The 25128-nt window shown below is 68.8% G+C and carries 28 protein-coding genes; 21 read left to right on the top strand and 7 right to left on the bottom strand.

From position 1 onward, the window contains the following. Nucleotides 1–69: 69 nt before the first annotated feature. A complete protein-coding gene (locus ACWFRF_RS07925; protein WP_452449269.1) occupies nt 70–1194 on the top strand; it encodes a sensor histidine kinase in 1125 nt (374 codons plus the stop codon). Beyond that, on the top strand, nt 1185–1841 hold the full coding sequence (locus ACWFRF_RS07930; RefSeq protein ID WP_378989066.1) for a response regulator transcription factor: 657 nt from the start codon (nt 1185–1187) through the stop codon (nt 1839–1841). The genes ACWFRF_RS07925 and ACWFRF_RS07930 overlap by 10 nt, the downstream gene beginning before the upstream one ends. Nucleotides 1842–1845: 4 nt before the next feature. Here the strand turns inward: ACWFRF_RS07930 and ACWFRF_RS07935 are convergent, their stop codons facing one another. Then, complete coding sequence (locus tag ACWFRF_RS07935) at nt 1846–2190, bottom strand: DUF6463 family protein (RefSeq protein ID WP_452449270.1); 345 nt, start codon at nt 2188–2190, stop codon at nt 1846–1848. A 30-nt stretch (nt 2191–2220) separates the two neighbouring features. Here ACWFRF_RS07935 and ACWFRF_RS07940 point away from each other — a divergent pair, with 30 nt between their 5' ends. From ACWFRF_RS07940 to ACWFRF_RS07970, 7 genes are all read left to right on the top strand, one after another. Next, entirely contained in the window at nt 2221–2811 is a 591-nt protein-coding gene (locus ACWFRF_RS07940) for a TetR/AcrR family transcriptional regulator (protein ID WP_452449271.1), read from the top strand. Nucleotides 2812–3159: 348 nt separating this feature from the next. Further along, nucleotides 3160–3480, top strand: a complete 321-nt coding sequence (mihF, locus tag ACWFRF_RS07945; protein WP_056815410.1) for an integration host factor, actinobacterial type — start codon at nt 3160–3162, stop codon at nt 3478–3480. Between the two features lie 6 nt (nt 3481–3486). After that, entirely contained in the window at nt 3487–4071 is a 585-nt protein-coding gene (gene gmk / locus ACWFRF_RS07950) for a guanylate kinase (protein WP_378989069.1), read from the top strand. Nucleotides 4072–4098: 27 nt separating this feature from the next. Then, nucleotides 4099–4377 carry a DNA-directed RNA polymerase subunit omega gene (gene rpoZ, locus ACWFRF_RS07955; protein WP_056810542.1) on the top strand — a complete coding sequence of 93 codons (279 nt, stop codon included), beginning with the start codon at nt 4099–4101 and terminating at the stop codon, nt 4375–4377. Nucleotides 4378–4405: 28 nt separating this feature from the next. Beyond that, on the top strand, nt 4406–5623 hold the full coding sequence (gene coaBC / locus ACWFRF_RS07960; protein WP_378627030.1) for a bifunctional phosphopantothenoylcysteine decarboxylase/phosphopantothenate--cysteine ligase CoaBC: 1218 nt from the start codon (nt 4406–4408) through the stop codon (nt 5621–5623). A 215-nt stretch (nt 5624–5838) separates the two neighbouring features. After that, nucleotides 5839–7050, top strand: a complete 1212-nt coding sequence (metK, locus tag ACWFRF_RS07965; protein WP_101467096.1) for a methionine adenosyltransferase — start codon at nt 5839–5841, stop codon at nt 7048–7050. 14 nt (nt 7051–7064) lie between these two features. After that, a complete protein-coding gene (locus ACWFRF_RS07970; RefSeq protein WP_452449272.1) occupies nt 7065–9386 on the top strand; it encodes a primosomal protein N' in 2322 nt (773 codons plus the stop codon). Between the two features lie 20 nt (nt 9387–9406). Here ACWFRF_RS07970 and ACWFRF_RS07975 read toward each other — a convergent pair whose 3' ends face one another. Continuing rightward, nucleotides 9407–10252 carry an SDR family oxidoreductase gene (locus ACWFRF_RS07975; RefSeq protein ID WP_452449273.1) on the bottom strand — a complete coding sequence of 282 codons (846 nt, stop codon included), beginning with the start codon at nt 10250–10252 and terminating at the stop codon, nt 9407–9409. A gap of 81 nt (nt 10253–10333) precedes the next feature. On the opposite strand from ACWFRF_RS07975, the gene ACWFRF_RS07980 reads away from it, so the two are divergent. Further along, complete coding sequence (locus tag ACWFRF_RS07980) at nt 10334–10927, top strand: TetR/AcrR family transcriptional regulator (protein WP_378989072.1); 594 nt, start codon at nt 10334–10336, stop codon at nt 10925–10927. A 54-nt stretch (nt 10928–10981) separates the two neighbouring features. Here the strand turns inward: ACWFRF_RS07980 and ACWFRF_RS07985 are convergent, their stop codons facing one another. Together ACWFRF_RS07985 and ACWFRF_RS07990 are read right to left on the bottom strand one after the other, a co-directional pair. Beyond that, on the bottom strand, nt 10982–11374 hold the full coding sequence (locus ACWFRF_RS07985) for a nuclear transport factor 2 family protein (protein WP_452449274.1): 393 nt from the start codon (nt 11372–11374) through the stop codon (nt 10982–10984). A 42-nt stretch (nt 11375–11416) separates the two neighbouring features. Further along, a complete protein-coding gene (locus ACWFRF_RS07990; RefSeq protein ID WP_452449275.1) occupies nt 11417–12991 on the bottom strand; it encodes an HD domain-containing phosphohydrolase in 1575 nt (524 codons plus the stop codon). An 86-nt stretch (nt 12992–13077) separates the two neighbouring features. Here ACWFRF_RS07990 and ACWFRF_RS07995 point away from each other — a divergent pair, with 86 nt between their 5' ends. The 6 genes from ACWFRF_RS07995 (at nt 13078) to ACWFRF_RS08020 (ending at nt 18894) form a co-directional block, all read left to right on the top strand. Continuing rightward, a complete protein-coding gene (locus tag ACWFRF_RS07995; RefSeq protein ID WP_452449276.1) occupies nt 13078–13755 on the top strand; it encodes a PadR family transcriptional regulator in 678 nt (225 codons plus the stop codon). A gap of 62 nt (nt 13756–13817) precedes the next feature. Then, nucleotides 13818–14837, top strand: a complete 1020-nt coding sequence (locus tag ACWFRF_RS08000) for an esterase/lipase family protein (RefSeq protein WP_452449277.1) — start codon at nt 13818–13820, stop codon at nt 14835–14837. A 76-nt stretch (nt 14838–14913) separates the two neighbouring features. Beyond that, nucleotides 14914–15453: a peptide deformylase gene (def, locus tag ACWFRF_RS08005; RefSeq protein ID WP_378989077.1), complete on the top strand. Its 540-nt coding sequence runs from the start codon at nt 14914–14916 to the stop codon at nt 15451–15453. Next, entirely contained in the window at nt 15453–16376 is a 924-nt protein-coding gene (fmt, locus tag ACWFRF_RS08010; protein WP_378662499.1) for a methionyl-tRNA formyltransferase, read from the top strand. The genes def and fmt overlap by 1 nt, the downstream gene beginning before the upstream one ends. Nucleotides 16377–17098: 722 nt before the next feature. Next, the gene (locus ACWFRF_RS08015) at nt 17099–18457 is read left to right on the top strand and encodes an RsmB/NOP family class I SAM-dependent RNA methyltransferase (RefSeq protein ID WP_387444445.1); all 1359 of its coding nucleotides are present in this window, start codon (nt 17099–17101) and stop codon (nt 18455–18457) included. A gap of 92 nt (nt 18458–18549) precedes the next feature. Next, nucleotides 18550–18894, top strand: coding sequence for an MmcQ/YjbR family DNA-binding protein (locus tag ACWFRF_RS08020; protein WP_378989078.1), 345 nt, complete (start codon nt 18550–18552; stop codon nt 18892–18894). 28 nt (nt 18895–18922) lie between these two features. Here the strand turns inward: ACWFRF_RS08020 and ACWFRF_RS08025 are convergent, their stop codons facing one another. Next, nucleotides 18923–19831, bottom strand: a complete 909-nt coding sequence (locus ACWFRF_RS08025) for an RNA polymerase sigma factor SigF (protein ID WP_378989079.1) — start codon at nt 19829–19831, stop codon at nt 18923–18925. Then, nucleotides 19831–20199, bottom strand: a complete 369-nt coding sequence (locus ACWFRF_RS08030) for an anti-sigma factor (RefSeq protein ID WP_379318243.1) — start codon at nt 20197–20199, stop codon at nt 19831–19833. Before ACWFRF_RS08030 ends, ACWFRF_RS08025 begins: the two co-directional genes overlap by 1 nt. Nucleotides 20200–20352: 153 nt before the next feature. On the opposite strand from ACWFRF_RS08030, the gene rpe reads away from it, so the two are divergent. After that, on the top strand, nt 20353–21009 hold the full coding sequence (gene rpe / locus ACWFRF_RS08035) for a ribulose-phosphate 3-epimerase (protein WP_378628313.1): 657 nt from the start codon (nt 20353–20355) through the stop codon (nt 21007–21009). On the opposite strand, the gene ACWFRF_RS08040 is transcribed toward rpe, so the two are convergent. After that, nucleotides 21010–21480: a hypothetical protein gene (locus ACWFRF_RS08040; protein WP_378655995.1), complete on the bottom strand. Its 471-nt coding sequence runs from the start codon at nt 21478–21480 to the stop codon at nt 21010–21012. 549 nt (nt 21481–22029) lie between these two features. On the opposite strand from ACWFRF_RS08040, the gene ACWFRF_RS08045 reads away from it, so the two are divergent. From ACWFRF_RS08045 to ACWFRF_RS08060, 4 genes are all read left to right on the top strand, one after another. Beyond that, complete coding sequence (locus tag ACWFRF_RS08045; protein WP_452449278.1) at nt 22030–22653, top strand: riboflavin synthase; 624 nt, start codon at nt 22030–22032, stop codon at nt 22651–22653. 208 nt (nt 22654–22861) lie between these two features. Next, nucleotides 22862–24106 (top strand): bifunctional 3,4-dihydroxy-2-butanone-4-phosphate synthase/GTP cyclohydrolase II, encoded by a 1245-nt coding sequence (locus ACWFRF_RS08050; RefSeq protein ID WP_378627050.1) that lies wholly within the window; start codon nt 22862–22864, stop codon nt 24104–24106. Nucleotides 24107–24131: 25 nt separating this feature from the next. After that, a complete protein-coding gene (ribH, locus tag ACWFRF_RS08055) occupies nt 24132–24608 on the top strand; it encodes a 6,7-dimethyl-8-ribityllumazine synthase (protein ID WP_378627052.1) in 477 nt (158 codons plus the stop codon). Continuing rightward, nucleotides 24605–25096, top strand: coding sequence for a PH domain-containing protein (locus ACWFRF_RS08060; RefSeq protein ID WP_452449279.1), 492 nt, complete (start codon nt 24605–24607; stop codon nt 25094–25096). Before ribH ends, ACWFRF_RS08060 begins: the two co-directional genes overlap by 4 nt. The last annotated feature ends 32 nt before the right edge of the window (nt 25097–25128 follow it).

A 25128-nucleotide genomic window follows, 5' to 3' on the forward strand; every position in this document is an offset into this window, starting at 1 on the left:
TGCCGGTCGGACATCGACAGGGGCGGGGCCCGGATGGCCGGAGTGGGCGCGGCACGCGAGAATTGGCCGATGAGCACCTCTGCGGCGCGATCCGCACGCGTCGCCGCCGCGGTCGCGGGATATCTGCTCGGCGTGCTCACCGTGCCTCTCGATCTGCTCGGCGTGCTTGCCGCGCCGATCTCGCCGGGCCTCACCGATTGGATCGCTCAGGTCGAGCAGCGGCGCCTCACCCGGTTGCTCGAAGTGCGGTCGAGTGGTGCTCCGAGCGGGACGCGGGCGGCGGGGTATCTGGCGGTCCGCGCGCTCGTCGGGGTGCTCGGCGCGCTGGTGCTGGCGCTGTCGGTGCTGGGCGTCGTGGTCGCGGTGGCCGTGGTCTACGGCGCTGCCACCGGCGCCGCGGTACCGATCATCGACGCGACCGAACCGGGACAGGTCACCTGGGCGACGGTCACCGTGCTGGTTCTTCCCGGCGCGGTGCTCTGCTTCCTCGCCGTCCAGGGTCTGCTCGGGGTGGTGCGCGCCGAGGCCTGGTGCCTGCGCCGGAGCACGCGCCCCGGACAGCACGAACTGACCCAGCGGGTCGCCCAGCTCACCACCACCCGCGCCGAGATGGTCGAGGTGATCGACGACGAACGGCGCCGGATCGAGCGCGATCTGCACGACGGTGTGCAGCAGCGGGTGGTCGCGTTGTCGATCCTGCTCGGCCGGATGGACCGGGCGGCCGACGAGGACGGGCGCGCCGACCTGCGCCGGCGTGCGATCGCCGAAACCGGGCACATCCTCGACGAACTGCGCGAGGTCTCCTGGCGGATCTACCCGGCCATGCTCGCCCGCGACGGCCTGCGCGCCGCCCTCGAAGCCCTCGCCGACCGCACCCCGATTCCGACTCGCCTGACCGTCGACCTCGACGAACGCGCACGCCGCCCGGTCGAGTCGGCCTGTTACTTCACCGCCAGCGAGGCGATCACCAACGCCATCAAGCATTCCGGCGCCTCGGCCGTCGAGGTCGGCGTCCAGCGGGTGGGATCGATCGTGCGCCTGCGGGTACACGACGACGGACAGGGCGGCGCCGACCCCACCGGACACGGCCTGACCGGCATCGCCACCCGCGTCACCGCGCTGGACGGCACCATGACGGTGGCCAGCCCGCCCGGCGGCCCGACGATCATCACCGTGGAGGTTCCGTGCGGATAACCCTGGCCGAGGACTCCGCGCTGCTGCGCGAGAGCCTGGCCCAGCTGCTCACCGCGGAGGGACACGAGATCGTGGACTCCGTCGGCACCGGGACCGAACTGCTCGCCGCCGTGCGAGTGCGCCCGCCCGATCTGGTCATCGCTGACGTGCGGATGCCGCCCGACCACGTCGACGAGGGGATCAGAGCGGCCCTGGAAATCCGTCGCGACCAGCCGGGCGTCGCCGTCCTGGTGCTGTCGCAGTACGTCGAGCGCAGGCACGCGGCGGAGTTCCTCACCGGCACCGGCGGCATCGGCTACCTGCTCAAGGACCGGGTCGCCGCGATCGGCTCGTTCCTCGACGCCGTCGAGCGGGTGGGTGCGGGCGGCACAGCCTTCGACCCGGAGGTGGTGCGCCAGCTCCTGCTGCACAATCGTGCCGACTCGCCACTGCATCGGCTCACCGAGCGCGAACGTGAGGTACTCGAACTCATGGCGCAGGGTCTGAGCAACGCGGCGATCTGCGGACAGCTCTACGTCACCCGCAGCGCCGTCGAGAAACACATCAACGCGATCTTCACCAAGCTGGATCTGCCGGTCGGTGAGGCGCACAACCGGCGGGTACTCGCCATCCTGCAACACCTGCGGGCGGGTGCGGCGCAGGGCTGACCGCTCAGGCCGTGGCCCGCGCGTTCCTGGCGCGCCACCAGCCGAAGACGCCGGCACCGAGCGGCAGCAGCACCGTGATGAACCCCGACAGCGGCATGAACGCGAGTCCGAACACCGTCGCGACGCCGAGCACGAGCAGCACCGTGCCGGGCACGTACCCCAGTGCGCGCTCCAGCGCGATCATCGCGAGGCCGAAACCGATGCTGACCACGCCGAACTCGGTGAACCAGAAGGTGAGCTCGACGTCCTGATCGCCGGCGGCGAACACAGCGATGCCGAGCGCGGTGTGCACCGTGCCGATGAATGTCAGGAGGGTTCCGGCGAGGGGAAATCTTGTTCTTGAATCCATATTCATAAACTGTGCCACTAGGCTGATCCGGTGGCAAGACCCCGCCTTTTCACCGATGAGCAGGTGCTCGACGCGGCGCGCGACCTGCTCGCCGACCCCGCCATCACCCGGCCCACCGTCACGGCGATCACCAGGGCCGCCGGCGTGCACGCCGGGTCGATCTATGTGCGTTTCGCCTCACGTGACGAACTGCTCGCCCGCCTGTGGCTGCGGTCGATCCGCCGATTCCACGAGGGCTTCATCACGGCACTGGCCGGCCCCGCGCCGCTGCTGGCCGCGGCCACGTTTCTGCCGCGCTACTGTCGCGCGCACCCGACCGAGGCGCGGGCGATGAAGATGTTTCATCGCGACGAACTGCTCGAGGTCGGCGCCGAGGATCTGCGGGCCGCGATCGCCGGTGTCAACGACGAGATGAACGCTGCGCTGCTGACTGCCGTGGTGACCGAATTCGGGGTCGCCGACGACCGCTCGCTGGCCATCGCGGGCGCCGCGGTGAAGGCGATTCCGTACGGTCTGGTCCGTGATTACATCGCCCGTGCCGCCCCGATTCCGGACTGGATCGACGACGTCGTAGCGACCGCATCGGGTGCGGTTCTCGACCAGTTTCGGACCCGATCGTGACGACACGCTGTGCGAAATCGGGCGACACGCGGGCTTTTTCAGGAAACCCGCTGGTCGCGCGCCACCGGGTTTGCCAGGGCGGCACCCGGCACTCACGCTACCCGGTGGCTATCATCGCCCATATCGGTATAACCGCAGGTGAGGGTGTATTTCAGCGATTCGACTGTACGATCGAGACGTGGGAATCAGCCGTCACCGCATCGGGTCCGCGCGCGCCATACGGCATGCGTAATCCTGCCCTGACCTGGGGGTCGGGTTCGCAATCGGCGCGCACCGTGGGTACGGTCGCACAGACCGTCCGGGTAACCGGCGGTAGATCTGGCAATGAACGATGAGACGGAGGAACCCGTGGCCCTTCCCCAGCTGACTGATGAGCAGCGCGCCGCTGCTCTGGAGAAGGCGGCTGCCGCTCGCCGCGCTCGGGCAGAGCTCAAGGAGCGCCTGAAGCGCGGTGGAACGAACCTGAAGCAGGTCCTCACCGATGCCGAGTCCGATGAGATTCTCGGCAAGATGAAGGTTTCTGCGCTGCTCGAGGCTCTGCCGAAGGTGGGCAAGGTCAAGGCGGCGGAGATCATGACCGAGCTGGAGATCGCGCCTACGCGTCGTCTCCGTGGTCTCGGTGCCCGGCAGCGCGCAGCGCTGCTCACCCGCTTCGACTTCGACGCCTAAAGTCTGGTGGACAAAAACACGCGGAAGGGCCGGCTGGTAGTACTGGTCGGCCCCTCGGCCGTGGGTAAGTCCACGGTCGTTCGGTGCGTGCGGGAACGCCTGCCCGAACTGGTTTTCAGTGTGTCGGCCACCACCAGGGACCCCCGTCCCGGCGAGGTCGACGGTCTCGATTACCGCTTCGTTTCCCGAGTCGAGTTCGACGCCATGATCGCGGCGGACGAACTGCTCGAATGGGCAGACATCCATGGGGGGCTGCAGCGATCGGGCACCCCCGCCGCCCCGGTGCGAGAAGCGCTGGCGAGCGGACTTTCAGTACTGATCGAAGTCGACCTGGCCGGTGCACGGTCGGTCCGGCAGGCGATGCCGGAAGCACTGCTGGTGTTTCTCGCGCCGCCCAGCTGGGAAGAACTGGTCTCGCGGTTGCGTTCGCGCGGCACCGAGACGCCCGAGGTGATCGAGCGCAGGCTCGCGACGGCTCGGGTCGAATTGGCGGCCTGTGACGAGTTCGACACGGTCATCGTGAACAGCGAGGTAACGACCGCGTGTGAGCAGTTGGTATCGTTGTTCGTTAGCACAAATTCGAGTTCTTGACCCACTAACCCGCAGGAGTCACCCCTAGTGAGCACGGACATCACCGCAGTACCCGCGTACGACACTCCGATCGGCCTCACCAACCCCCCGATCGACGAGCTGCTCGAGCGCACGTCCTCCAAGTACGCCCTGGTGATCTACGCGGCCAAGCGCGCCCGTCAGATCAACGATTACTACAACCAGCTCGGTGACGGCATTCTCGAGTACGTCGGCCCGCTCGTCGAGCCGGGTCTGCAGGAGAAGCCGCTGTCGGTCGCCATGCGCGAAATCCACTCCGACCTGCTCGAACACACCGAGGGCGAGTGACAATCTCTAGTCCGGAGGCGTAAAGACCATGCGGATCGTCGTCGGGGTCGGCGGGGGCATCGCCGCCTACAAGGCGTGTGCCCTCGTTCGCCGTTTCACCGAGACCGGACACCAGGTGCGGGTGATTCCCACCGAGTCGGCTCTCCAGTTCATCGGTAAGGCGACCTTCGAGGCGCTGTCCGGTCAGCCGGTGCACACCACGGTGTTCGCCGACGTGCCCGAGGTGCCGCATGTCCGGATCGGCCAGGAGGCCGATCTCGTCGTCATCGCCCCCGCCACCGCGGATCTGATGGCGCGCGCTGCACAGGGGCGCGCCGACGATCTGCTCACCGCCACCTTGCTGACGGCTCGATGTCCGGTGCTGTTCGCGCCCGCGATGCACACCGAGATGTGGGAGCATCCGGCGACGGTGGCCAATGTCGCGACGCTGCGCGCGCACGGCGCCAACGTGATGGAACCCGCGTCGGGCCGGCTTACCGGGACCGATACGGGTCCGGGACGGCTGCCCGAGCCGGAGGAGATCTTCGGTCTGGCCTCGCTGCTGCTCGAACGTGCCGACGCGCTGCCGCGCGACCTGACCGGTCGCCGCGTGGTGATCACCGCCGGTGGCACGAGGGAACCCCTCGACCCGGTGCGCTTCCTCGGCAACCGCAGCTCCGGCAAGCAGGGCTACGCCCTGGCCCGGGTCGCGGCTCAGCGCGGTGCCCAGGTGACGCTGATCGCGGGCAACACGATCGAGCTGGCACCGCCCGCCGCGGTCGAACTCGTCCACATCACCACCGCCGACCAGCTCAAGACCGCGGTCGACAAGCACGCGCTCGGCGCCGACGCGGTGATCATGGCGGCCGCGGTCGCCGATTTCCGTCCGACCCACGTGGCCGCGGCGAAGATCAAGAAGGGTGCCGACGAACCCGATGTGATCCCGCTGACCAAGAACGAGGACATCCTCGCCGGCTTGGTCGACGCCCGCACCGAGGGACGGCTCGCCGGTACCGCGATCGTGGGCTTCGCCGCCGAGACCGGTGACGACAACGGTGACGTGCTCACCCACGCCCGCGCGAAACTGGCCCGCAAGGGCTGCGATCTGCTCGTGGTCAACGCGGTCGGCGAGGGCAAGGCGTTCGAGGTCGACACCAACGACGGCTGGTTGCTCGGTGCCGACGGCACCGAGGCTGCTCTCGATCACGGTTCGAAGGCGCTGCTGGCCAGCCGGGTGCTCGACGCGCTGGTTCCGCTGCTGCGCTGACCGGGGCGTTCGCGTTGATTTCGCGCGAAAACGGTTGCGCGGCAACGAGGGTCGTGCAGTCTACCGCCCGTGCGGGTGTTCGCGGCGTGGCTTGGTACTTACTCGCCACCATGTCGGTGGTTTGGAATAGTCTTGATGAGAAGGGTTGCGCGGTAACACCGAGAAGTTACCGTCACAAGCCGAACGAGTAACCCGTTGAGGGAGAGGGAATAACTGTGCGTACGACAGGCAGTCGGCTTTTCACCAGTGAGTCCGTGACCGAGGGGCATCCGGACAAGATCTGTGACGCGATCAGCGATTCCATCCTCGACGCCTTGCTCGCGGAGGACCCGAGCAGCCGGGTCGCGGTGGAAACCATGGTCACCACCGGGCAGGTCCATGTCGCGGGCGAGGTCACCACCTCCGCTTACGCAGACATTCCGCGGATCGTGCGCGAGAAGGTCCTCGAGATCGGATACGACTCCTCCGCAAAGGGATTCGACGGCAACTCCTGCGGGGTCAACATCGCGATCGGTGCCCAGTCGCCCGATATCGCCCAGGGTGTCGACACCTCGCACGAGGCGCGCGTCGGCGGTTCCGACGACGCGATCGAGCGCCAGGGCGCCGGCGACCAGGGCCTGATGTTCGGCTACGCAACGACCGACACGCCCGAGCTGATGCCGCTGCCGATCGCGCTCGCGCACCGGCTCTCGCGCAAGCTCACCGAGGTCCGCAAGTCGGGCGTGCTGCCCTACCTGCGTCCCGACGGCAAGACCCAGGTCACCATCGAATACGACGGCGACCGCCCGGTTCGCCTCGACACGGTGGTCATCTCCACCCAGCACGCCGCCGATATCGACCTGGACAACCTCCTGGCACCCGATATCCGCGAGAAGGTCGTCGACGCCGTCATCGGCGACCTGAACCTGCCCAGCCTCGACACCTCCGACATCCGCCTGCTGGTGAACCCCACCGGCAAGTTCGTCCTCGGCGGCCCGATGGGTGACGCGGGCCTGACCGGCCGCAAGATCATCGTCGACACCTACGGCGGTATGGCCCGCCACGGTGGTGGCGCGTTCTCCGGCAAGGATCCGTCGAAGGTCGATCGCTCGGCCGCCTACGCCATGCGCTGGGTCGCCAAGAACGTCGTGGCCGCCGGTCTGGCGGACCGTGTCGAGGTGCAGGTCGCGTACGCGATCGGCAAGTCGGCCCCGGTCGGTCTGTTCGTCGAGACCTTCGGCACCGAGAAGGTCGACCCGACCCGCATCTCCACCGCCATCTCCGAGGTCTTCGACCTGCGTCCGGGCGCGATCATCCGCGATCTCGACCTGCTGCGCCCGATCTACGCGCCGACCGCCGCCTACGGGCACTTCGGCCGCACCGATGTCGACCTGCCCTGGGAGCACACGGACCGCGCCGACAAGCTGCGCGCGGCCGTCGGCCTGTAATACCCACGGACCGCGTGTCAGCGGGCGAAACATCGACAGCAGCGGGACACCCCATCGCGAGGGTGCTCCCGCTGCTTTCGCCTGCCCACCTCGACCGCGACTTCGACTACCTCGTCCCTGCTGAACTGGACGAGATCGCGCAGCCCGGCGTGCGCGTGCGCGTGCGTTTCGCAGGCCGCCTCGTCGACGGATATCTGCTCGAACGTCTCCCGCGCAGCGATCACAACGGCAAGATGATGCCGCTCGAACGAGTGGTCTCCGCCGAACGCGTCCTCACCCCGGAAATTCTGCGCCTGGCCACCGCCGTCGCCGCCCGCTACGCGGGAACTCGCGCTGATGTCCTGCGTCTTGCCATCCCTCCGCGCCACGCCCGTACCGAAACCGGCGGTGCGAAGAAGTCCGATGCCGTGAAGAAGTCGACGCGTTCGGCGGCTGGAGTTGTCGATATCGCCGACGATCCGACGTCGTCGCCGGAAGACCCGGCCCTCGCCGATGAGCAAGGCGCGGGCGCCGTGGCCGGCTCGGCACCGGAAGCTGTTGATGGTGAGCATCTTTCGCGCTCGACTGACGCGGACAGTGCCACCGGTGTGGATGGCTCCACCGGTTCGGGCGGCTCGGCGGCGGCGGGTTCGGGCGGCGGCGGCGATTCGGTCGCGGAATTCGGCGGGGCTGCGGGCGACAAGGCAGCGAAGGTCCAGGTCGAGCAGACGTCGAGCGCCGCGGCGGAAGCGCGCAGCGAGGTCGACGCGTCGGCCTGGGGCCGGTATGCGCACGGCATGGGGTTCGTCGGCGCGCTGGCACAGGGTAAGGGTGTGCGGGCGGCGTGGCAGGCGTTGCCGGGGGAGGACTGGGCGGCCCGGCTGGCGGAGTTGGCGGCGACGGTGGTGGCCGCTGGTCGCAGTGCGGTGTTGATGGTGCCCGATCAGCGCGACCTCGATCGATTGCTCGCCGAATGTGTTGCGCTGGTGGGTGATTCGGCTGTCGGACTGTCGGCGGGGCTGGGCCCCGCGGCGCGGTATCGGCGGTGGCTGGCGGTGTTGCGGGGGCAGGCGCGGATCGTGGTGGGGACTCGGGCCGCGGTTTTCGCGCCCGCGAGCGATCTCGGGCTGATCGCCCTCTGGGACGACGGTGACGACACCTACGCCGAACCCCGTTCGCCGTATCCGCATGCTCGCGAAGTGGCGATGCTCCGGGCGCACGAGACGGGGGCCGCGTTCGTCGCGGCCGGTTTCGCGCGGACCGCGGAGATCCAGGCGGTGGTCGAAACCGGTTGGGCTCATGACCTTCTCGCCGAACGTCAGGTGCTGCGTGAGGTGACGCCCAGGATCAGTGCGCCGGGCGACAGTGACTACGCCCTGGAGCGCGACGCGCTGGCCCGCTCGGTGCGAATGCCCGGCGTCGCGTTCGCGGCCGCGCGCTCCGCGATCAAGGAGAACGTGGCGGTGCTGGTCCAGGTGCCGCGGCGAGGTTATGTTCCATCGCTGGCCTGTGCGAAATGCCGTACTCCCGCGCGCTGCCGGCACTGCAACGGACCGTTGGCACTACCGCATTCGGGCAATGGTGAAGCGGCGAGTCCGCAGTGCAAGTGGTGCGGCATCACCGAAGCCGCGTTCCGCTGCCAGGCCTGCGGTGCGCGAGCGCTGCGGGCCACGGTGATCGGCGCGGCCCGCACCGCCGAAGAGCTCGGACGTGCGTTCTCGGGCGTCCCGATTCGTGCTTCGGGCGGTGGGGAAGTGCTCGACACGGTCGAACCCGGCGCCCAGGTGGTCGTCGCCACCGTCGGTGCGGAACCCCTCGTTCGCGGTGGCTACGGCGTCGCGCTGTTGCTCGACGGCTGGGCGCTGCTCGGTCGCGCCGACCTGCGCGCGAGCGAGGACACCCTGCGCCGGTGGATGGGTGCGGCCGCCCTGGTCCGCCCCCGTGGCCAGGTCATCGTCATGGCCGAGCCGTCCCTCGCCACCGTCCAGGCGCTGGTCCGGTGGGATCCTGTCAACCATGCCGCCGCCGAACTGGAGGCTCGCGCCGAGGTCGGTTTTCCGCCTGCGGTCCGGCTCGCCGCCATCGACGGCACCACCGCCTCGATCGCGGAATTGCTCGACGCCACCACGCTTCCCGACGGTACCGAGATCCTCGGCCCGGTACCGCTGCCGCCGACGGCCCGTAAACCGTTCTCCGGCGGCGATTCTCCCGCCGAGGTCGAACGGATGCTGCTGCGGGTGGCACGCTCGGACGGCGCTCCCTTGGCGCGCGCCCTCACCGCGGCCCAAGCCGTCCGCAGTTCGCACCGCTCCGACGCGCCCTTGCGCGTGCAGATCGACCCGGTCGATATCGGCTGACGAGGGTCCCCGCGGTCCGGTCAGGCGTACATCGCCCGATGGCGCCTCGCCCACTGCGCGTAGGTGGTGGCCGGTCGACCGAGTACATCCTCGATATCAGTGCTGACCTGCAGTTCTTCCGCTGTGGGCATGCCGAGGATGGTGAGGGTGTGGTCGGCGACCGGCTCGGGCATGAAGCGCAGCATGTTCTGCTTGGCCTCGTCCACGGTGAGTTCGAGGAAGGTGATCGGGGCGTCGATCGCTTCGGCCACCGCCGCGGCTTGGTCGCGTGGGGTGATCACGGCGGGTCCGGTGAGGGTGTAGGCGCGGCCGTGATGGCCGTCTTCACGCAGTGCCACGGCGGCGACGGCGGCGATGTCGGCGGGGTCTACCGCCGGCAGGCCGATATCGCCGAACGGTGCGGGGATGACTCGCTGGGTGCGTACCGGTTCGATCCACGCGAAGGTGTTGGAGAAGAACGCGCCGGGGCGCAGGGCCGTCCACTCCAGGCCGGATTCGGCGAGGGCCTGTTCGAACGCGATGGTCCGTGCGTAGCCGTCGGACTGTGGGCGGGTGACCGCGCCCTGCGAGGAGACGAAGACGACCCGGCGGATGCCGGCGTCCGCGGCGGTTTTCAGCAGCAGGGCCGGCTCGGGGCCGGTCATCAGTTGCTCGCCGGTGATCAGCAGGAACAGCGCGTCAGCGCCGTGTAGCGCGGGGGAGAGGCTGTCGAGATCGCCCAGGTCGGCGACCGTGTGCTCGACACCTGTCGGCAGGTCGACGGGGCGTGTGCCGCGGGATACCGCCCTGACCTGTGCTCCCGCGTCGACGAGTAGTCCGACCAGGGTGCTGCCGATATTGCCGGTTGCTCCGGTGACGACGATCATCTGAATCCTTAGTTAGTTAGCTGACTGACTTGCTGGACACGAATGTATCCCACCGGCCGCGCTCTGTCTATAGTTAGTTGTATGACTAAATCGGACGCGCAGCTCAGCCCGAAGATCGGGAAGCGGGAACGCCTGGTGCAAGCGGCGATGCGCGTGTTCTACGAGCAGGGCATCGAGAAGACGACGATCGCCGATATCGCGCGTGAGGCCGACGTGCCGGTCGGCAACGTCTACTACTACTTCAAGACCAAGGACCAGTTCATCGCTGCGGTCATCGAGTTGCACGCGCAGGTGCTGTCCGGCGTCGTCACCGAACTCGCCGAACTGCCGGGACCCGCCGAGAAGCTGAAGGCCATGGTTCGCAGCTGGGTCGAACAACGTGAGATGGCGGCGCGTTTCGGCTGTCCGACCGGTTCACTCGCCGCCGAACTCGACAAGCGCGAGGACGCCTTCGGGGGGCAGCCCGCACGCGTGATCGGGCTGCTCGTGGAGTGGGCACGCGAACAGTTCGCCGCCCTCGGTCGCGCCGACGCCGCCGAGCTCGCCGTTGCCTTCGTGGCCGCGTACCAGGGGATCTCGTTGCTGACCAACACCTTCCGTGACCCGCAACTGATGGTCACCGAAGGTGCCCGGCTGGAACGATGGATCGACGAGCTGGCGCAGGAGTCCGGATAGCACCTGCGCCGGCTCGGGGTCGTTCGTCAGCGCGGTTCTGCCCGTGGCCGGAGGTCAATCGGTGGGCTGCCAACCCGAGCACAGCAAGTCGATGGTGGTGATCGCGTTATCGGTGGTGGTCAGGAAAACGCGCTGGTCGGCGACACGAGTCGTACCGTTGGCCGGGCGCATGCGGACCAGCCAGTGCATCGCGAGCTTGTCGCCGATGTGTTCGCGGCCGGAGTCGACGACGGCGAAGTCGTCGGGACCGCCGAACCAGCCGCGGAAGCGCGCGATCGTCGGATCGGGACCCACCGCGGTGAACGGGCCGGGTGGGATCAGACCGCGCAGCGTGACCTCGGGAGCGAGGTAGGACGCCATCGCGGCGAAGTCGCGCCGGATCAGCGCGGCGAGAAACAGGTCGGCGACCGAGGAGGCCGTCTGCGGGGTGTGGGTCGAAGTAGTCATGGGAAAAGTCTGCGACCTGCGCCGATGTCGAACATCGGGTGATCACCCGATCTTTGCCGATTGATCCTCGTCGGGCAGTAGGCCGTGGCGCATCGCGAACACCGCGGCCGAACCACGGCTGTGGACACCGATTTTTGTGTAGATGTGCTCGACGTGGCTGCCCGCCGTGCGTGGGCTGATGCCGAGGGCCTGGGCGATCTCTCGGGTCGACCGGCCGCGCACCAGCAGGGCGAGGACGTCGAGCTCGCGGGCGGTGAGCCCGGCGATCTGCGCGCGCTTGCGTGGTCTTCGGCCCTGGGCCGCGGCCAGTACGGCGGCAACGGCGTCGCCGTCGAGTCGCCCCGCTGTCACCTCGGCGCGCAGAATCCTGGCTCGCTCGTCCGGCTCGATGGCGGGTCGGTGCGGTCGCTGCTCGCCGAGTGCGCGAAACATCTGGGCGGCGGCCAGAATTCGCGCGGTGGGCGGCAGCATCGAGCCGGTGAGCCCGCGCGGATAGCCGGACCCGTCCAGCCGTTCGTACACCATCGAAGCCGGTCCGCCGAGCGCGGCCAGGTGCGGGCTGCGCGCCAGCACTCGCTCGGTCAGATACGGAACCATCCGCACCCGTTCGCGTTCGGAGGCGGTCAGTGGACCCAGTTTGTTCCAGATGCCCGTCGAGACACCGATGGTGCCGAGGCGACACACCAGGGCTGCCCGCCGCACGGTCACCGCCTGGTCGGCGGGCAGGCCGTACTCGCGGGCCGCGGCGGCGGCCAAGTCGGCCACGGCCCGCGAATGACCGAGAAACCAGGTTGCTTTCGCGTCGGCGTAGTCGGCGAAGACGGTGAGGACGTCGGTGAGTTCGTCGTCCGCGATCGGCCGGTCGAGCGCCGCGCAGCCGTCGATCACCTGCTGCCAGGCGTCGACCCGGTCGAGTCCGTCCAGCAGCGCGCCGTCGCCCCGGGCGCACAGGCCCACCAGTTCGGGATCGAACTCGGTGCCACTGCGCGACAGCAGCATTCGGACCGCCGCGTCGACACCGCCCACCCGGGTATGGACCTCGGCGTCGTCGGCGATGTGCACGACACGCATCACCGGAATGATCGCCTCGCCCCGCAATCCGCCGGGTACGCCGTGGCCGTCCCATCGTTCGAAGGCTTGTGGCAGCGCTGCCCGGACGGCGTCCGGCAGGCCGAGGCGGTCGGCGATATCGGCCGCGGTGCGGCAGTGGGTGAGGAACGAGTCCATCGTGTCGCGCACCCCGCCCGCGAGGAACCGGCCGGTCATCGAGATCCGCCGCAGCGAGGACCCGCCTTCGGCGAGGTGCCCGAGCAGGAAGGCCATCATCGGCAACCCGGTTTTGTCGATGTTGTAGCTGTCGGCCCGGATCCGCAGGTCGTCACCGAACCAGCGCGCCATCTCGGGGGAGTCGGCGACGCAGCCGACCCACGCCAGCAGCGAGACGTAATACACCGCGGCGCGATCGGCCTCGGACAACCCCGCGGCCTCGGCGAGCCGGACAGCGAGAACGGTCTGGCGCAGGACATGTTCCTGCGGCTGGCCGAGCCCGAGGTCGGTGGCCAGTGACAGCGAGGCGACGAGTTCGGCGAGCCGAAGGGGCCGGGACGGGTCCGTCACGAATTCAGATTACTCCTTGCGCTCGATGCATTGCCGATATATCGTCGATAGTGTCAAGAACAACGAGAGAGCCTGAGGAGGCTGTCATGCAGAACCAAGAACAACGAGAATTCGGACACTTCCGGCGCGGTCGCGGACCGGGCCCCCGGGAATTCGGTCCCGACCGCCAGCAGTTCCGCCACGGCGGGCGCCATGGCCACGGCCCCGACTTCGGACCGGGCTTCGGCCCAGGTTTCGGACCGGGCTTCGGTCCTGGTTTCGGTCGCGGTCGCGGCCGCGGCGGGCGTGGCAGGCGCGGTGACGTGCGGGCCGCGGTGCTGCTGCTGCTCGTCGAGCGCCCGATGCACGGCTACGAATTGATCCAGCAGATCCGCGACCGCAGCGACGATGTCTGGCGCCCCAGTCCGGGGTCCATCTACCCGGCATTGGCCCAGCTCGAGGATGAGGGTCTGGTGCTCATCGAGAAGGTGGCCGGTCGTAAGACCGCCCAGCTCACCGACGAGGGCAAGGCCTATGTCGAGGCCCATCGTGAGGATCTCGGCGACCCGTGGGCCGAGGTCAAGCAGGACGTCGGCACCCAGGCGCTGGACCTGCGCGGACTGGTCGGACAGGTGATGGGCGCGGTCGGTCAGGTGGCCCAGGTCGGCACGGCACAGCAGGCGGCGAAGGCGGCCGAGGTGCTCGCCGAGACCCGCCGGGCGCTGTATCGAATCCTCGCCGAGGACGATGTCGCCTCCGAGGGCGATGCAACCCCCGAGAAGTGAGGGCGTCGTGACCGCCCTGCCCGGCGTGCGGTTGTCGGTCCCATGGAGTAAATGTTTGGGGTATGGAACAACTGGGAACGTTGTGGGGTTGGGGAACATCACGATTGCGCGGCGCGGTGTCGGTCACGGCACTCGCCTGCGCGGCGGTGATCGGTGTGTCCTTCGCACCGATCGCCGCCGCTGAACCGGCGGGCTATCGGCCCGCTGTCATTCCGATGCAAGCGGGTCCGGCGCAGTCCGATCACCTGGACGCCGCCCATTACATCAAGGCCAACCCGAACTCGGTTCCGGTGGGGCTCAACAACTTCGGGTGTACGCCCACCGCTGAGCACCCGCGGCCGATCGTGTTGGTACACGGCACCGACTCGAGTGCGTACTCCGACTGGGCGGGAATCGGGCCGCAGCTGGTGTCGGCCGGCTATTGCGTCTTCGCGCTGAACTACGGCGGAGCGCCGGGCGCCGACACCTACGGCACCGAGGACATGCGCATCAGTTTCGCCCAGCTCGCCCAGTTCGTCGACGATGTCCTCGTCGCGACCAAGGCGACCAAGGTCGATCTGGTCGGGTTCTCGCAGGGGGCGAACGTCAGCCGGTTCTATGTCAACAAGCTCGGGGGCGCGCCGAAGGTCGGGACCTGGGTCGGCCTGGCCTCACCCAGTTACGGCGGGGTCATGTACGGACTGGTCCCGGTGGGCCAGGCCGTTCCCGGCATGATGGATGTCTTCGCGAAGGTCACCTCGACCGCTGCGGTCCAGCAGGCCCAGGGCGAACCACTCATGGTGGAGCTCAACGCGGGCGGCGACACCGTGGCCGGTGTCCGGTACGTCACCGTCGGCAGCCGGGTCGACGAGATGATCCAGCCGTTCTCGAACATCGCGCTGCGCGGTGCGGGCGCCGAGAACCTCGTCCTGCAGGACCTGTGCGCCGACGACCTGACCGGGCACTTCCACCTGGTCTACGACCCCTTCGTGCAGCAGTTGCTCCAGCGCGTCCTCGACCCGGCCCGGGCACCCGCACCGGTCTGCGCGCCCGTCCCGCTCGGCACCGGCATCCCCGAGGTGATCATCGCGGGCAACTCCTGACAGCCGGGCGGGACGGAAGTACCTCGCGGGGTCACTAGACTGGGACGACCGCAATTCGTCCTCCCCGGGAGCCGCCGTGACCATTCAGCCCGTTCGCCTGTTCGGCGACCCGATCCTGCGTTCTCGTGCCGACGCGGTCACCGAGTTCGGTCCCGACCTCGCCACGTTGGTCGCCGATCTCACCGAGACCATGCACGACGACGGTGGGGTCGGGATGGCCGCACCGCAGATCGGTGTCGGGCTGCGGGTGTTCGTCTACGACACCGGCGATGCCGCGGGGCATGTGGTGAATCCGGAGTGGTCGGCCCTCGGGGCCGACGAACAGGTCGGTCCCGAGGGCTGCCTGTCGATCCCCGGCGTGCGGTACGACGTGCGCCGGGCGGCGCGCGTGCGGGTCAGCGGGGTCGACGTCACCGGTGCGCCGGTCGAATTCGAAGCCGACGGTCTGCTCGCGCGCTGCGTACAGCACGAGTACGACCACCTCGATGGCGTGCTGTTCATCAACCGGCTCGAACCGGCCGACCGCAAGGACGCGATGCGTACCATCCGCGAATCCGACTGGTTCCGTGGCGGGATCACCGTGCGCGAATCCAGCGGCGTCGGCGGTGGCCGCTGATGCGCGTAGTTTTCGCGGGCACGCCCGAGCCCGCTGTGCCGTCGTTGCGCCGGTTGATCGAGAGCGAAGGTCACGAGGTCGTGGCGGTCGTCACGCGGCCCGACGCGGTCGCGGGCCGTGGTCGCAAGCTCCTGCGCTCGCCGGTCGGGCAGCTCGCCGACGAACACGGCATTCCGGTGTTCACGCCACGCAAGCCGTCCGAGCCCGAGTTCGTCGCCGCGCTCACCGAGCTCGCACCGGACTGCTGCCCGGTCGTCGCCTACGGTGCGCTGCTGCCCCAGCAGGTGCTCGACATCCCCGCCCACGGCTGGATCAACCTGCACTTCTCGCTGCTTCCCGCCTGGCGCGGGGCGGCTCCCGTACAGGCGGCCATCGACGCCGGTGATGACATGACCGGCGCGTCGACGTTCCTGATCGAAGCAGGCCTCGATACGGGCCCGGTGTACGGGGTGATGACCGAGAAGATCGGGCTCACCGACACCGCGGGCGAACTGCTGGCCCGGCTCGCCGAAGCGGGTGCCGTGCTGCTCGAGAAAACCCTGGACGGCGTGGAAGACGGTTCGCTGCAAGCGATTCCGCAATCCCATGACGGCGTGACCTACGCACCGAAGGTGACCGTGGAAGCCGGGCGGATCGGGTTCGACGAACCCGCGCTCGCCATCCACCGCCACATTCGCGCCGTCACCCCGGCGCCCGGCGCGTGGACCGAGGTGAACGGGCTGCGCCTCAAACTCGGCCCGGTGGAAATGGTGGAGGAAACCTTGCCCGAACGCGAGATCGAGGTGCGCAAATCCGGCGTCTTCGTCGGAACATCGACCACAGCGGTCCGCCTGGGTCAGGTCCAGCCGCCCGGCAAGAAGATGATGAACGCCCTGGACTGGGCGCGCGGCGCCCGCCTCGCGCCCGGCACGGTGATCGGATGAGTGCCTCGGACCGCCGCCGTCGCCGTGAAGCCGACGCCGCGAAGGGCGTGAGCCCCCGCGAGGATCGCAAACCCACCGGAAAGTCTGGCGAGCCGCGCGGCGGTAGCCCCCGCGACGACCGCAAGATCACCGGCAAGAACGTCGACGGCGGCTGGGCCGCCCGCGCCGCGAAGGGCACCACCACCCCGCGCGCGGACGGCGACCGCTGGACGGATCGCTCCGACCGCCCCCGCCGCGACGACCGCCCCGGGGGCGCCCGATCCGGCGCGCCCCGCCGCGAAGACGACCGCCCTGGTTTCGCTCGCGGCGCGCAGGGTCGCGACGCGGGCAATCGACGCGACGATGCTCCGCGCTCCGGCGCGCCCCGCCGCGAAGACGACCGCCCCGGTTTCGGTCGCGGCGCGAGTGACCGGGCGCAAGGACGTGACGCGGGCGCTCGACGCGACGACGCCCCGCGCTCCGAGGCACCTCGTCGTGCCGACGACCGCCCTGGCTTCGGCGGCGCGAACGACCGGGCTCAGGGCCGTGACTCGGCTGACCAGCGCGGTGACCGTGGCAACGCGGCACGTTCCGGTGCGGGACTGTCCGACCGTGGCGCCTCACGTCCCGATCGTGGTGCGCGCGTAGGAGACTCGCGTGGCCGTGGTGCGGGCAACCGGGATGCTGGTGCGCCGGCGGGCAAAGCGCCCGCTCAGCGTCGTCCCGAGCGTCCCGATCCCAGTGTGCCCAGTCCGCGCAAGCGCCGCGGCGAGCCCGTGGATCCCGCGCGCGAAGTCGCCCTCGATGTGCTGCGGGCCGTGCGTGAGCGCGACGCCTATGCCAACCTCGCGCTGCCGAAACTGTTGCGCGAGCGCAAGATCAGCGGGCGCGACGCCGCGTTCGCGACCGAGCTCACCTACGGCGCCAGCCGTTCGCAGGGGCAGCTCGACGCGGTGATCTCGGCATGCGCGGGCCGCCCGGTCGACGAGATCGACGGCCCCATCCTCGACATCCTGCGCCTCGGCGTCTACCAGCTACTGCGGACCCGTACCAGCGCGCACGCCGCCGTCGACACCTCCGTCGACCTGGCCAGTGCCGAATTCGGCCAGGGCCGTGCCGGTTTCGTCAACGCGGTGCTGCGGCGAGCGGGGGAGAAGACCGCCGAGGAGTGGATCGCCGAGCTGGCCCCCGCCGACCCGGTCGGCAAACTGGCCTTCGAGCACGCGCATCCGAAATGGATCGCCCAGTCCTTCGCCGACGCGCTCGGCGCGCAGGCGGGTGAGCTGGACGCACTCCTGAAAGCCGATGACGAACGCCCGGTCGTGCACCTGGTCGCCCGGCCCGGCGAGATCACCTCGGAAGAGCTGGCGCTGGTCACCGGCGGTGAGGAGGGCCGCTGGTCCCCGTACGCGGTGTATCTCGACGGCGGCGATCCCGGTCTGCTGGAACCGGTCCGTGACGGCATCGCCTCCGTCCAGGACGAGGGCAGCCAGCTGGTCGCGCTCGCTCTCACGCGTGCGCCGCTGGAGGGCCCCGACAAGGGTCGCTGGCTCGATCTCTGCGCAGGTCCCGGCGGTAAGGCGGCCTTGCTCGGCGCGCTCGCCGCGATCGACCTGTTCACCGTCGACGCTGTCGAACCGGCCGAGCACCGTGCCGAACTGGTTCGCAAATCCACCCGGAATCTGCCCGTCACCGTGCATGTCGCGGACGGTCGCGACAGTGGCCTGACCCCCGGCTACGACCGCGTCCTCGTCGACGCGCCGTGCACGGGCCTGGGCGCCCTGCGTCGCCGCCCCGAGGCGCGCTGGCGCCGCACTCCGGCCGACGTGGCGGAGCTGGTGACACTGCAGCGTGAACTCCTCACCGCCGCATGGGATCTGGTGCGCCCTGGTGGTGTCGTCGTGTATTCGACCTGCTCACCGCACCTCGCCGAAACAGTATCGGTGGTCGCCGATTTCGTCCGCCGCAGCGGCGCCGAGGAACTCGACAGCCGCGAGTTCCTGCCCGGTGTCACCGATCTCGGTGACGGCCCCTCCGCGCAGCTGTGGCCGCATCGCCACGGCACCGACGCCATGTTCCTGGCGACGTTGCGCAAGAAGTAGCCGCGACAGTACGACGGCGCCGTCCCCCGCACGGGGGCGGCGCCGTTCCATTCGTCCAAGCGAGGAGCGAGCGCCGAGCGGAGAATCGGCGTATGGCGATGACATGGGATCAGGTGGTCGCGATGGCGACGGCACTACCGGGTGTGGCGGAAGGCACCTGGTGGCGCAGTCCCGGCCTGAATGTCGGCGGCAAGAGCTTCGCTCGACTGCGTGATGAGGCCGAAGGCGGCCTCGTGCTGCTCTGTGAGCCCACGGAGAAGGAAGCGCTGCTGGCTTCCGGCGACCCAGCTTTCTACACGACCCCGCACTATGACGGGTACCCGTACATCCTCATCGACCTCGACGTGGTCGACCCACAGCAGCTCGCCGAGCTACTCGACAGTGCCTGGTGGCTGCGCGCACCCGCGAAGCTGCGGCGCGCGAGGCAGGGTGCATAGGAGAGGACGCCGTTGTCCTGTCCCCGAGTCAGTCCCGTTCGGACAATTCGCGCAGGCGCGCCAGGGTTTTCGCGAGAATCCGGGACACGTGCATCTGCGAGATCCCCAGCTGCGACGCGATCTGTGTCTGCGTCATCGACTCGAAGAATCGCATGGTCAGGATGCGGCGCTCCCGTTCGGGCAGGCCCGCCAGCAGTGGCCGCACCGCGATGTACTCCTCGACCCGGTCGAACTGCGACTCTTCCTCGCCGAGCGTGTCGAGCAGCGACGCGTCGCTGTCGCGCCCGATCGAGGCCGCGTCGATCGACGTCGGCTGATAGGCATTGCCCGCGATGACGGCCTGGGTGACCTCGTCGGGGTCGACATCGAGTTCGGCGGCGATCTCCTTGGCGGTGGGGGAGCGGCCCAGTCGCTGCGAGAGCTGATCCACGGCCGCGCCGATCCGCAGGTGGGTTTCCTTGACGCGCCGCGGGACTCGCATCGCCCAGGTGTTGTCCCGGAAGTATCGCCGGACCTCGCCCATGATCGTCGGCACCGCAAAGGACAGGAAGTTCGAGCCACGGCTCAGGTCGAACCGGTCCACCGCGTGCACCAGACCGACGCGCGCCACCTGCGACAGATCGTCGAACGGCTCGCCGCGCCCGCTGAATTTGCGGGCGATGTGATCGGCCAGCGGAATGCAGCGGTTGATCAGCGCATCGCGCGCGACCGCGTGTGCGACACTGCCCGGCTCGGTCGCCGCGAGACGCTCGAACAGGGCGCTGACGTCGTCGTACCCCGACACCGGTTCCGGAGTTTCGGTCTCCTCCTCGATACTGTCCTGCTCGAGGGCTTCCTTGTCCGGTTCCGCGGCGTTCTCCGATTCCGCGGCAGGGGAGTCGGTTTTGTCGGGTTCGCTGAGATCGTGCTGGTCGGGCTGGTTGTCCTCGCCGTGCACTATGCCTTCCCCCGGACCCTGCGGAATCGGACCGTCGTCGGGTACCCGGACACGCCTGCGTCGAAATCCTGCTGTTCGGCGATGACCTCGTCGCAGAGCGTGCGCAGCACATGCCACCCGAAGCTGCGCTGATCCGGCATGCCCTGCGCCGCAGCGACACCGTCGACGCGCACCTGGAGTTCGAAGTCACCGACGAGGAATTCGCAGGTGAGCAGCGTATCCGGGCCCGCGATCGCGATGATCGTCGAGCACACCTCATCCACGGCCAGGCGCACGTCGGCTACCTCGTCGAGGGTGAAATCACTGAGTAGCACCAGTGTTTCGGCCAGTCCGCGCACGATTGGCAGCTGCGTCAGCTGTGCTGCCACACGAATCTCCACCGGGGCGCCGAAAGGCCCATGTTCCGCCGAAAAATTGGTCACCCTGAGAAGGCTACCCATATCCCGGCAGGGCAATCACCATCGCCGTCGCTACACTGGCGCGCTGTGTCCACTCCGACGTTCTCCCGTCCGTCCCAGCCGATGATCGCCCCGTCAATCCTGTCCGCGGACTTCGCGAATCTGGCCGCCGAGGCCGCCGCGGTCGAAGGATGCGATTGGCTTCACGTCGACGTCATGGACGGGCACTTCGTACCGAACCTCACGCTGGGTCTGCCGATCGTGCAGAGCCTGCTGAAGGCGACCGATATCCCGTTCGATTGCCACCTGATGATCGACGATCCGGGCCGCTGGGCCCCGAGCTACGCCGAGGCGGGCGCCTACAACGTGACCATTCACGCCGAGGCGACCGATGATCCGATCGCGGTGGCGCGCGATATCCGCGCCGCGGGCGGGCGGGCCGGGCTGTCGGTGAAGCCGAACACCCCGATCGAGCCGTACCTGGAAATCCTGCGCGAATTCGACACCCTGCTGGTGATGAGCGTGGAACCCGGTTTCGGCGGGCAGTCGTTCATCCCCGGCGTGCTGGAGAAGGCGCGGATCGTGCGCAATCTGGTCGATTCGGGCGAACTGCACCTGGTCGTCGAAATCGACGGCGGCATCAACGACGACACCATCGAGCAGGCGGCCGCGGCCGGCATCGATTGCTTCGTGGCCGGGTCGGCCGTCTACAACACGGCCGACCCGGGCGCTGCCGTGCAGAAGCTGCGCAACCTGGCCACCTCGGCCTGGCTGCCGTAACTACAGGGCGCGGAGCTTGCGGGTGCCCAGCGCCCGCGCCGCGTCGATGACGGCCTGCACCGGCGGCCGCTGGTCGCCGGACTCGGGTTCCTGCACCCAGGTGCGGTAGCCGGTGCGCTCGTCGTCGGGGGAGGGCAGCACGATCTGGCTGCCCGCGCAGGCGACGGTCGCGTACAGACGGAACAGTTCGGCCGACGCCGTCGCGGTGACGGAGTCCGGGCGGCAGGGGCCGGTGAGGAACGTCCAGCGCCGCGCGCGGGGATGATCGACCACCGGACCCGCGATCGCGGCCTCGCGCAGTCGGGCCTGGACGCGCTCGCCCAGATCGCCGGGCATGGTGACCGCGCCGTAGTGCGCGCCGATCTGGAGCAGAATGCGGCGGGAATCGAAATCGATCTTGGCCGGTAGGTGCAGTTCTCGCCGATAACGCACGCAGCGCATTTCCAGCGTCGAATCGATCAATGTGCTCACGCGGCACCCCCACATATAGCGAACCTGTTGTGACCCACAGTGTTGTCTTCCTGGAGTGGTGGACTATCCCTGGGGCGAACTCCCGGTAGCCGCTGTGCTCCGGGCGATGATGTCGGGAGAACCTGCAGTTCCAGGGCCCGACATCTGGCTGAACAGCAGGAATCGTTGACGTAACAATATTGCGTCAGCGGTGCGGCGGGCGCAAGCATTACACTCACCGTGTTTCCAGTTCGTAGTGGCGGGTAATGCCAGGCTAAGGCAGCCTGATGAATGCCGGGGATCGGTTCGCCGAAAATTGGATTGAACGCCGACCGCCGTATTGATTAACGGCGGCGTTGCGTCATGTCGATACACGGTTGCGACCCCAACGATGCGCTATCGATCGCTTTCGGTGATCAAGGGCTGCGCGCGGTCGGGTTCGGCCCCCGACCCGGGCTCACGGGCCGCGCTACTAGGCTGTGCGACGAGCTGGGTGGCCTCGCGGGAATAGCGGCCACTCACCTGCTGTTGGGCCCAACGGGTACGGATGACGCGACAAGGGAGTCAGGCATGTTCACAGGGATCGTCGAGGAGCTCGGCGAGATCGTGGCCACCGAGGCGCTGACCGACGCCGCCCGATTGACGATCCGCGGCAAGCTGGTGACTTCCGATGCCGGGCACGGCGATTCGATCGCTGTCAACGGCGTCTGCCTCACCGTCGTCGACGTGATCGACGGCGACAGCTTCACCGTCGACGTCATGGACGAGACGTTGAAGCGCTCGAGCATCGGCGGCTTGGTCCCCGGATCGCCGGTCAACCTCGAGCGCGCGGCCGCATTGAACAGCCGCCTCGGCGGCCACCTCGTGCAGGGCCACGTCGACGGCACCGGCGCCGTGCTGCGGCGCACCCCGTCGGAGAACTGGGAGGTCGTGCGGATCTCGCTGCCGGATTCCATCGCGCGCTATGTGGTGGAGAAGGGCTCGATCACCGTCGACGGCGTTTCCCTCACCGTCTCCGCGCTCGGCATCGACGACGAGCCGAACGCCGACGGATCCCGTGACTGGTTCGAGGTCTCCCTGATCCCGACCACCCTCGCCCTGACCGTCCTCGGCACCGCCCCCGTCGGCGCCACTGTGAACCTCGAGGTGGACGTCATCGCCAAGTACGTGGAACGCCTCGCCCTGCGAGGCTGACACCGATCGGCGCCGGGCCTCACCGAACACCCCGAGGCCACGCCGTAATGTAGGAAGTCATTGCCATCCCCCAGGGCAGTTTCTCGGCCGCCTCGATCTGGACCGACCAGCGGGTGCGACGAAGGAGTGCCCGCCGGGAGGGAAGATCGAGGCCCACCGGGCCGAGAAACCCGCGGCCCCGGCCGCCAAATATACGGAGCAAGCAGACGTGACCAGGTTGGACAGCATCGAGCGCGCGGTCGCCGATATCGCGGCCGGCAAGGCTGTTGTCGTCATCGACGACGAGGACCGGGAGAACGAAGGCGATCTCATCTTCGCGGCCGAGAAGGCCACCCCGGAGCTGGTCGCGTTCATGATCCGCTACACCTCCGGCTACATCTGCGTGCCGTTGACCGCCGATGACTGCGACCGGCTCGGCCTGCCGCCGGCGTACGCGATGAACCAGGACAAGCACGGCACCGCCTACACCGTCTCGGTGGATGCGCGCGAGGGCATCACCACCGGCATCTCCGGCGCCGACCGGGCCGTCACCATGCGCCTGCTGGCCAGCGCGCAGGCCAAGGCCGACGAGTTCACCCGCCCCGGCCATGTGGTGCCGCTGCGCGCCAAGGACGGCGGCGTGCTGCGCAGGCCCGGCCACACCGAGGCCGCGGTCGATCTGGCCCGGATGGCCGGGTTGCGTCCCGCGGGCGTGATCTGCGAGATCGTCAGCCAGAAGGACGACGGGCACATGGCCCGTACCGACGAGCTGCGCGTATTCGCCGACGAGCACAACCTGGCGATGATCTCGATCGCCGACATGATCGCCTGGCGGCGCAAGCACGAGAAGCATGTCGTGCGGGTGGCCGAGGCCCGTATTCCGACCGCTCACGGCGATTTCAAGGCCGTGGGCTACCAGAGCATCTTTGACGATGCCGAACACGTCGCGCTGGTGCGCGGCGACATCGGTGACGGCGAGGACGTACTGGTGCGGGTGCACTCGGAATGCCTGACCGGTGACGTCTTCGGCTCGCTGCGCTGCGATTGCGGCCCGCAGCTCGACGCGGCACTGGAGATGGTCGATCAGGAGGGGCGCGGCGTCGTCCTCTACATGCGCGGGCACGAGGGCCGTGGCATCGGCCTGATGCACAAGCTGCAGGCCTACCAGTTGCAGGACACCGGTCGCGACACCGTCGACGCCAACCTCGATCTCGGTCTGCCCGCCGACGCCCGTGACTACGGCACCGGCGCGCAGATCCTGGTCGATCTCGGCATCCGCTCGATGCGCCTGCTCACCAACAATCCGGCCAAGCGGGTCGGCCTCGACGGCTACGGTCTCGCGATCACCGAGCGCGTCCCGATGCCGTTGCGCGCCAATGCCGAGAACCTGCACTATCTGCGCACCAAGCGGGATCGGATGGGCCACGACCTGGTCGGCCTCGACGATCTCGACCTCGGCGAAACCGCGCAGTGATCATTTCGTACGAAAGGCGGCAACGATGAGCGGTACAGGTGTCCCGAGCTTCGCACTGGCGCAGGCCAAAGACGTCAAACTCGGCATCGTCGCCTCGCGGTGGCACACCGAGATCTGCGACACCCTCGTGGCGAATGCCGAACGGGTGGCCAAGGAAGCCGGCGTCGAACATGTGACCGTGGTGCGCTGCGCCGGTGCGATGGAGCTGCCGGTCGTCGCGCAGGAGCTGGCGCGCACGCACGACGCCGTGGTGGCTCTGGGCGTCGTGATCCGTGGTGGCACACCGCATTTCGAGTACGTGTGCGATGCGGTGACGGCCGGGCTGACCCGGGTGTCGCTCGATGCGGCCACCCCCGTCACCAACGGTGTGCTCACGACGAACGACGAGGAGCAGGCGCGCGATCGGGCCGGGCTGCCCGGTTCGGCGGAGGACAAGGGCGAACAGGCCTGCGCCGCCGCTCTCGACGCCGCGCTCACCTTGCGCGCACTGCGATCGGTGTGACCGTGCCGGTGGTGCGGACCTGGCGTCGTAACGCTCCCCAGCCCGACGCGGGCTGGGAGTTCCAGGTGCGTCCGCGCCGGGCGACCCGCACCGCCATCGTGGTCGCGATCGTCATCCTCGTCGCGTTCACCGCGGGTGGGCTGCTGCTGCGCACCGGGTCGACCGGGGTGAACTTCCGGGTCGCCGATCAGGTCGCGATGATCCTGATCGGGGTGGTCGGGGCGGGCGCGGTACTGATGCTCACCCGTCCGCGAGTGCGCGCGGGCAGCCAGGGTGTCGGGGTGCGCAATATCCTGGGCGAGCAGGTGTACCCGTGGGCCTACATCCGTGGCGTGTCCTTCCCGGACCGCAAGGCATGGGCCCGCCTCGAACTGGCCGACGACGATTACGTCCCGATGCTGGCGATCCGTTCCAACGACAAGACCCACGCCGCCGACGCCATCGAGCGCGTCCGCGAACTCGGCGCCCGCTACGCCCCGCGGGACTGACTTCGCTGAGCGGTCGGCACCTGAAGCCGACT

The sequence above is a fragment of the Nocardia sp. NPDC055165 genome, assembly GCF_053606985.1.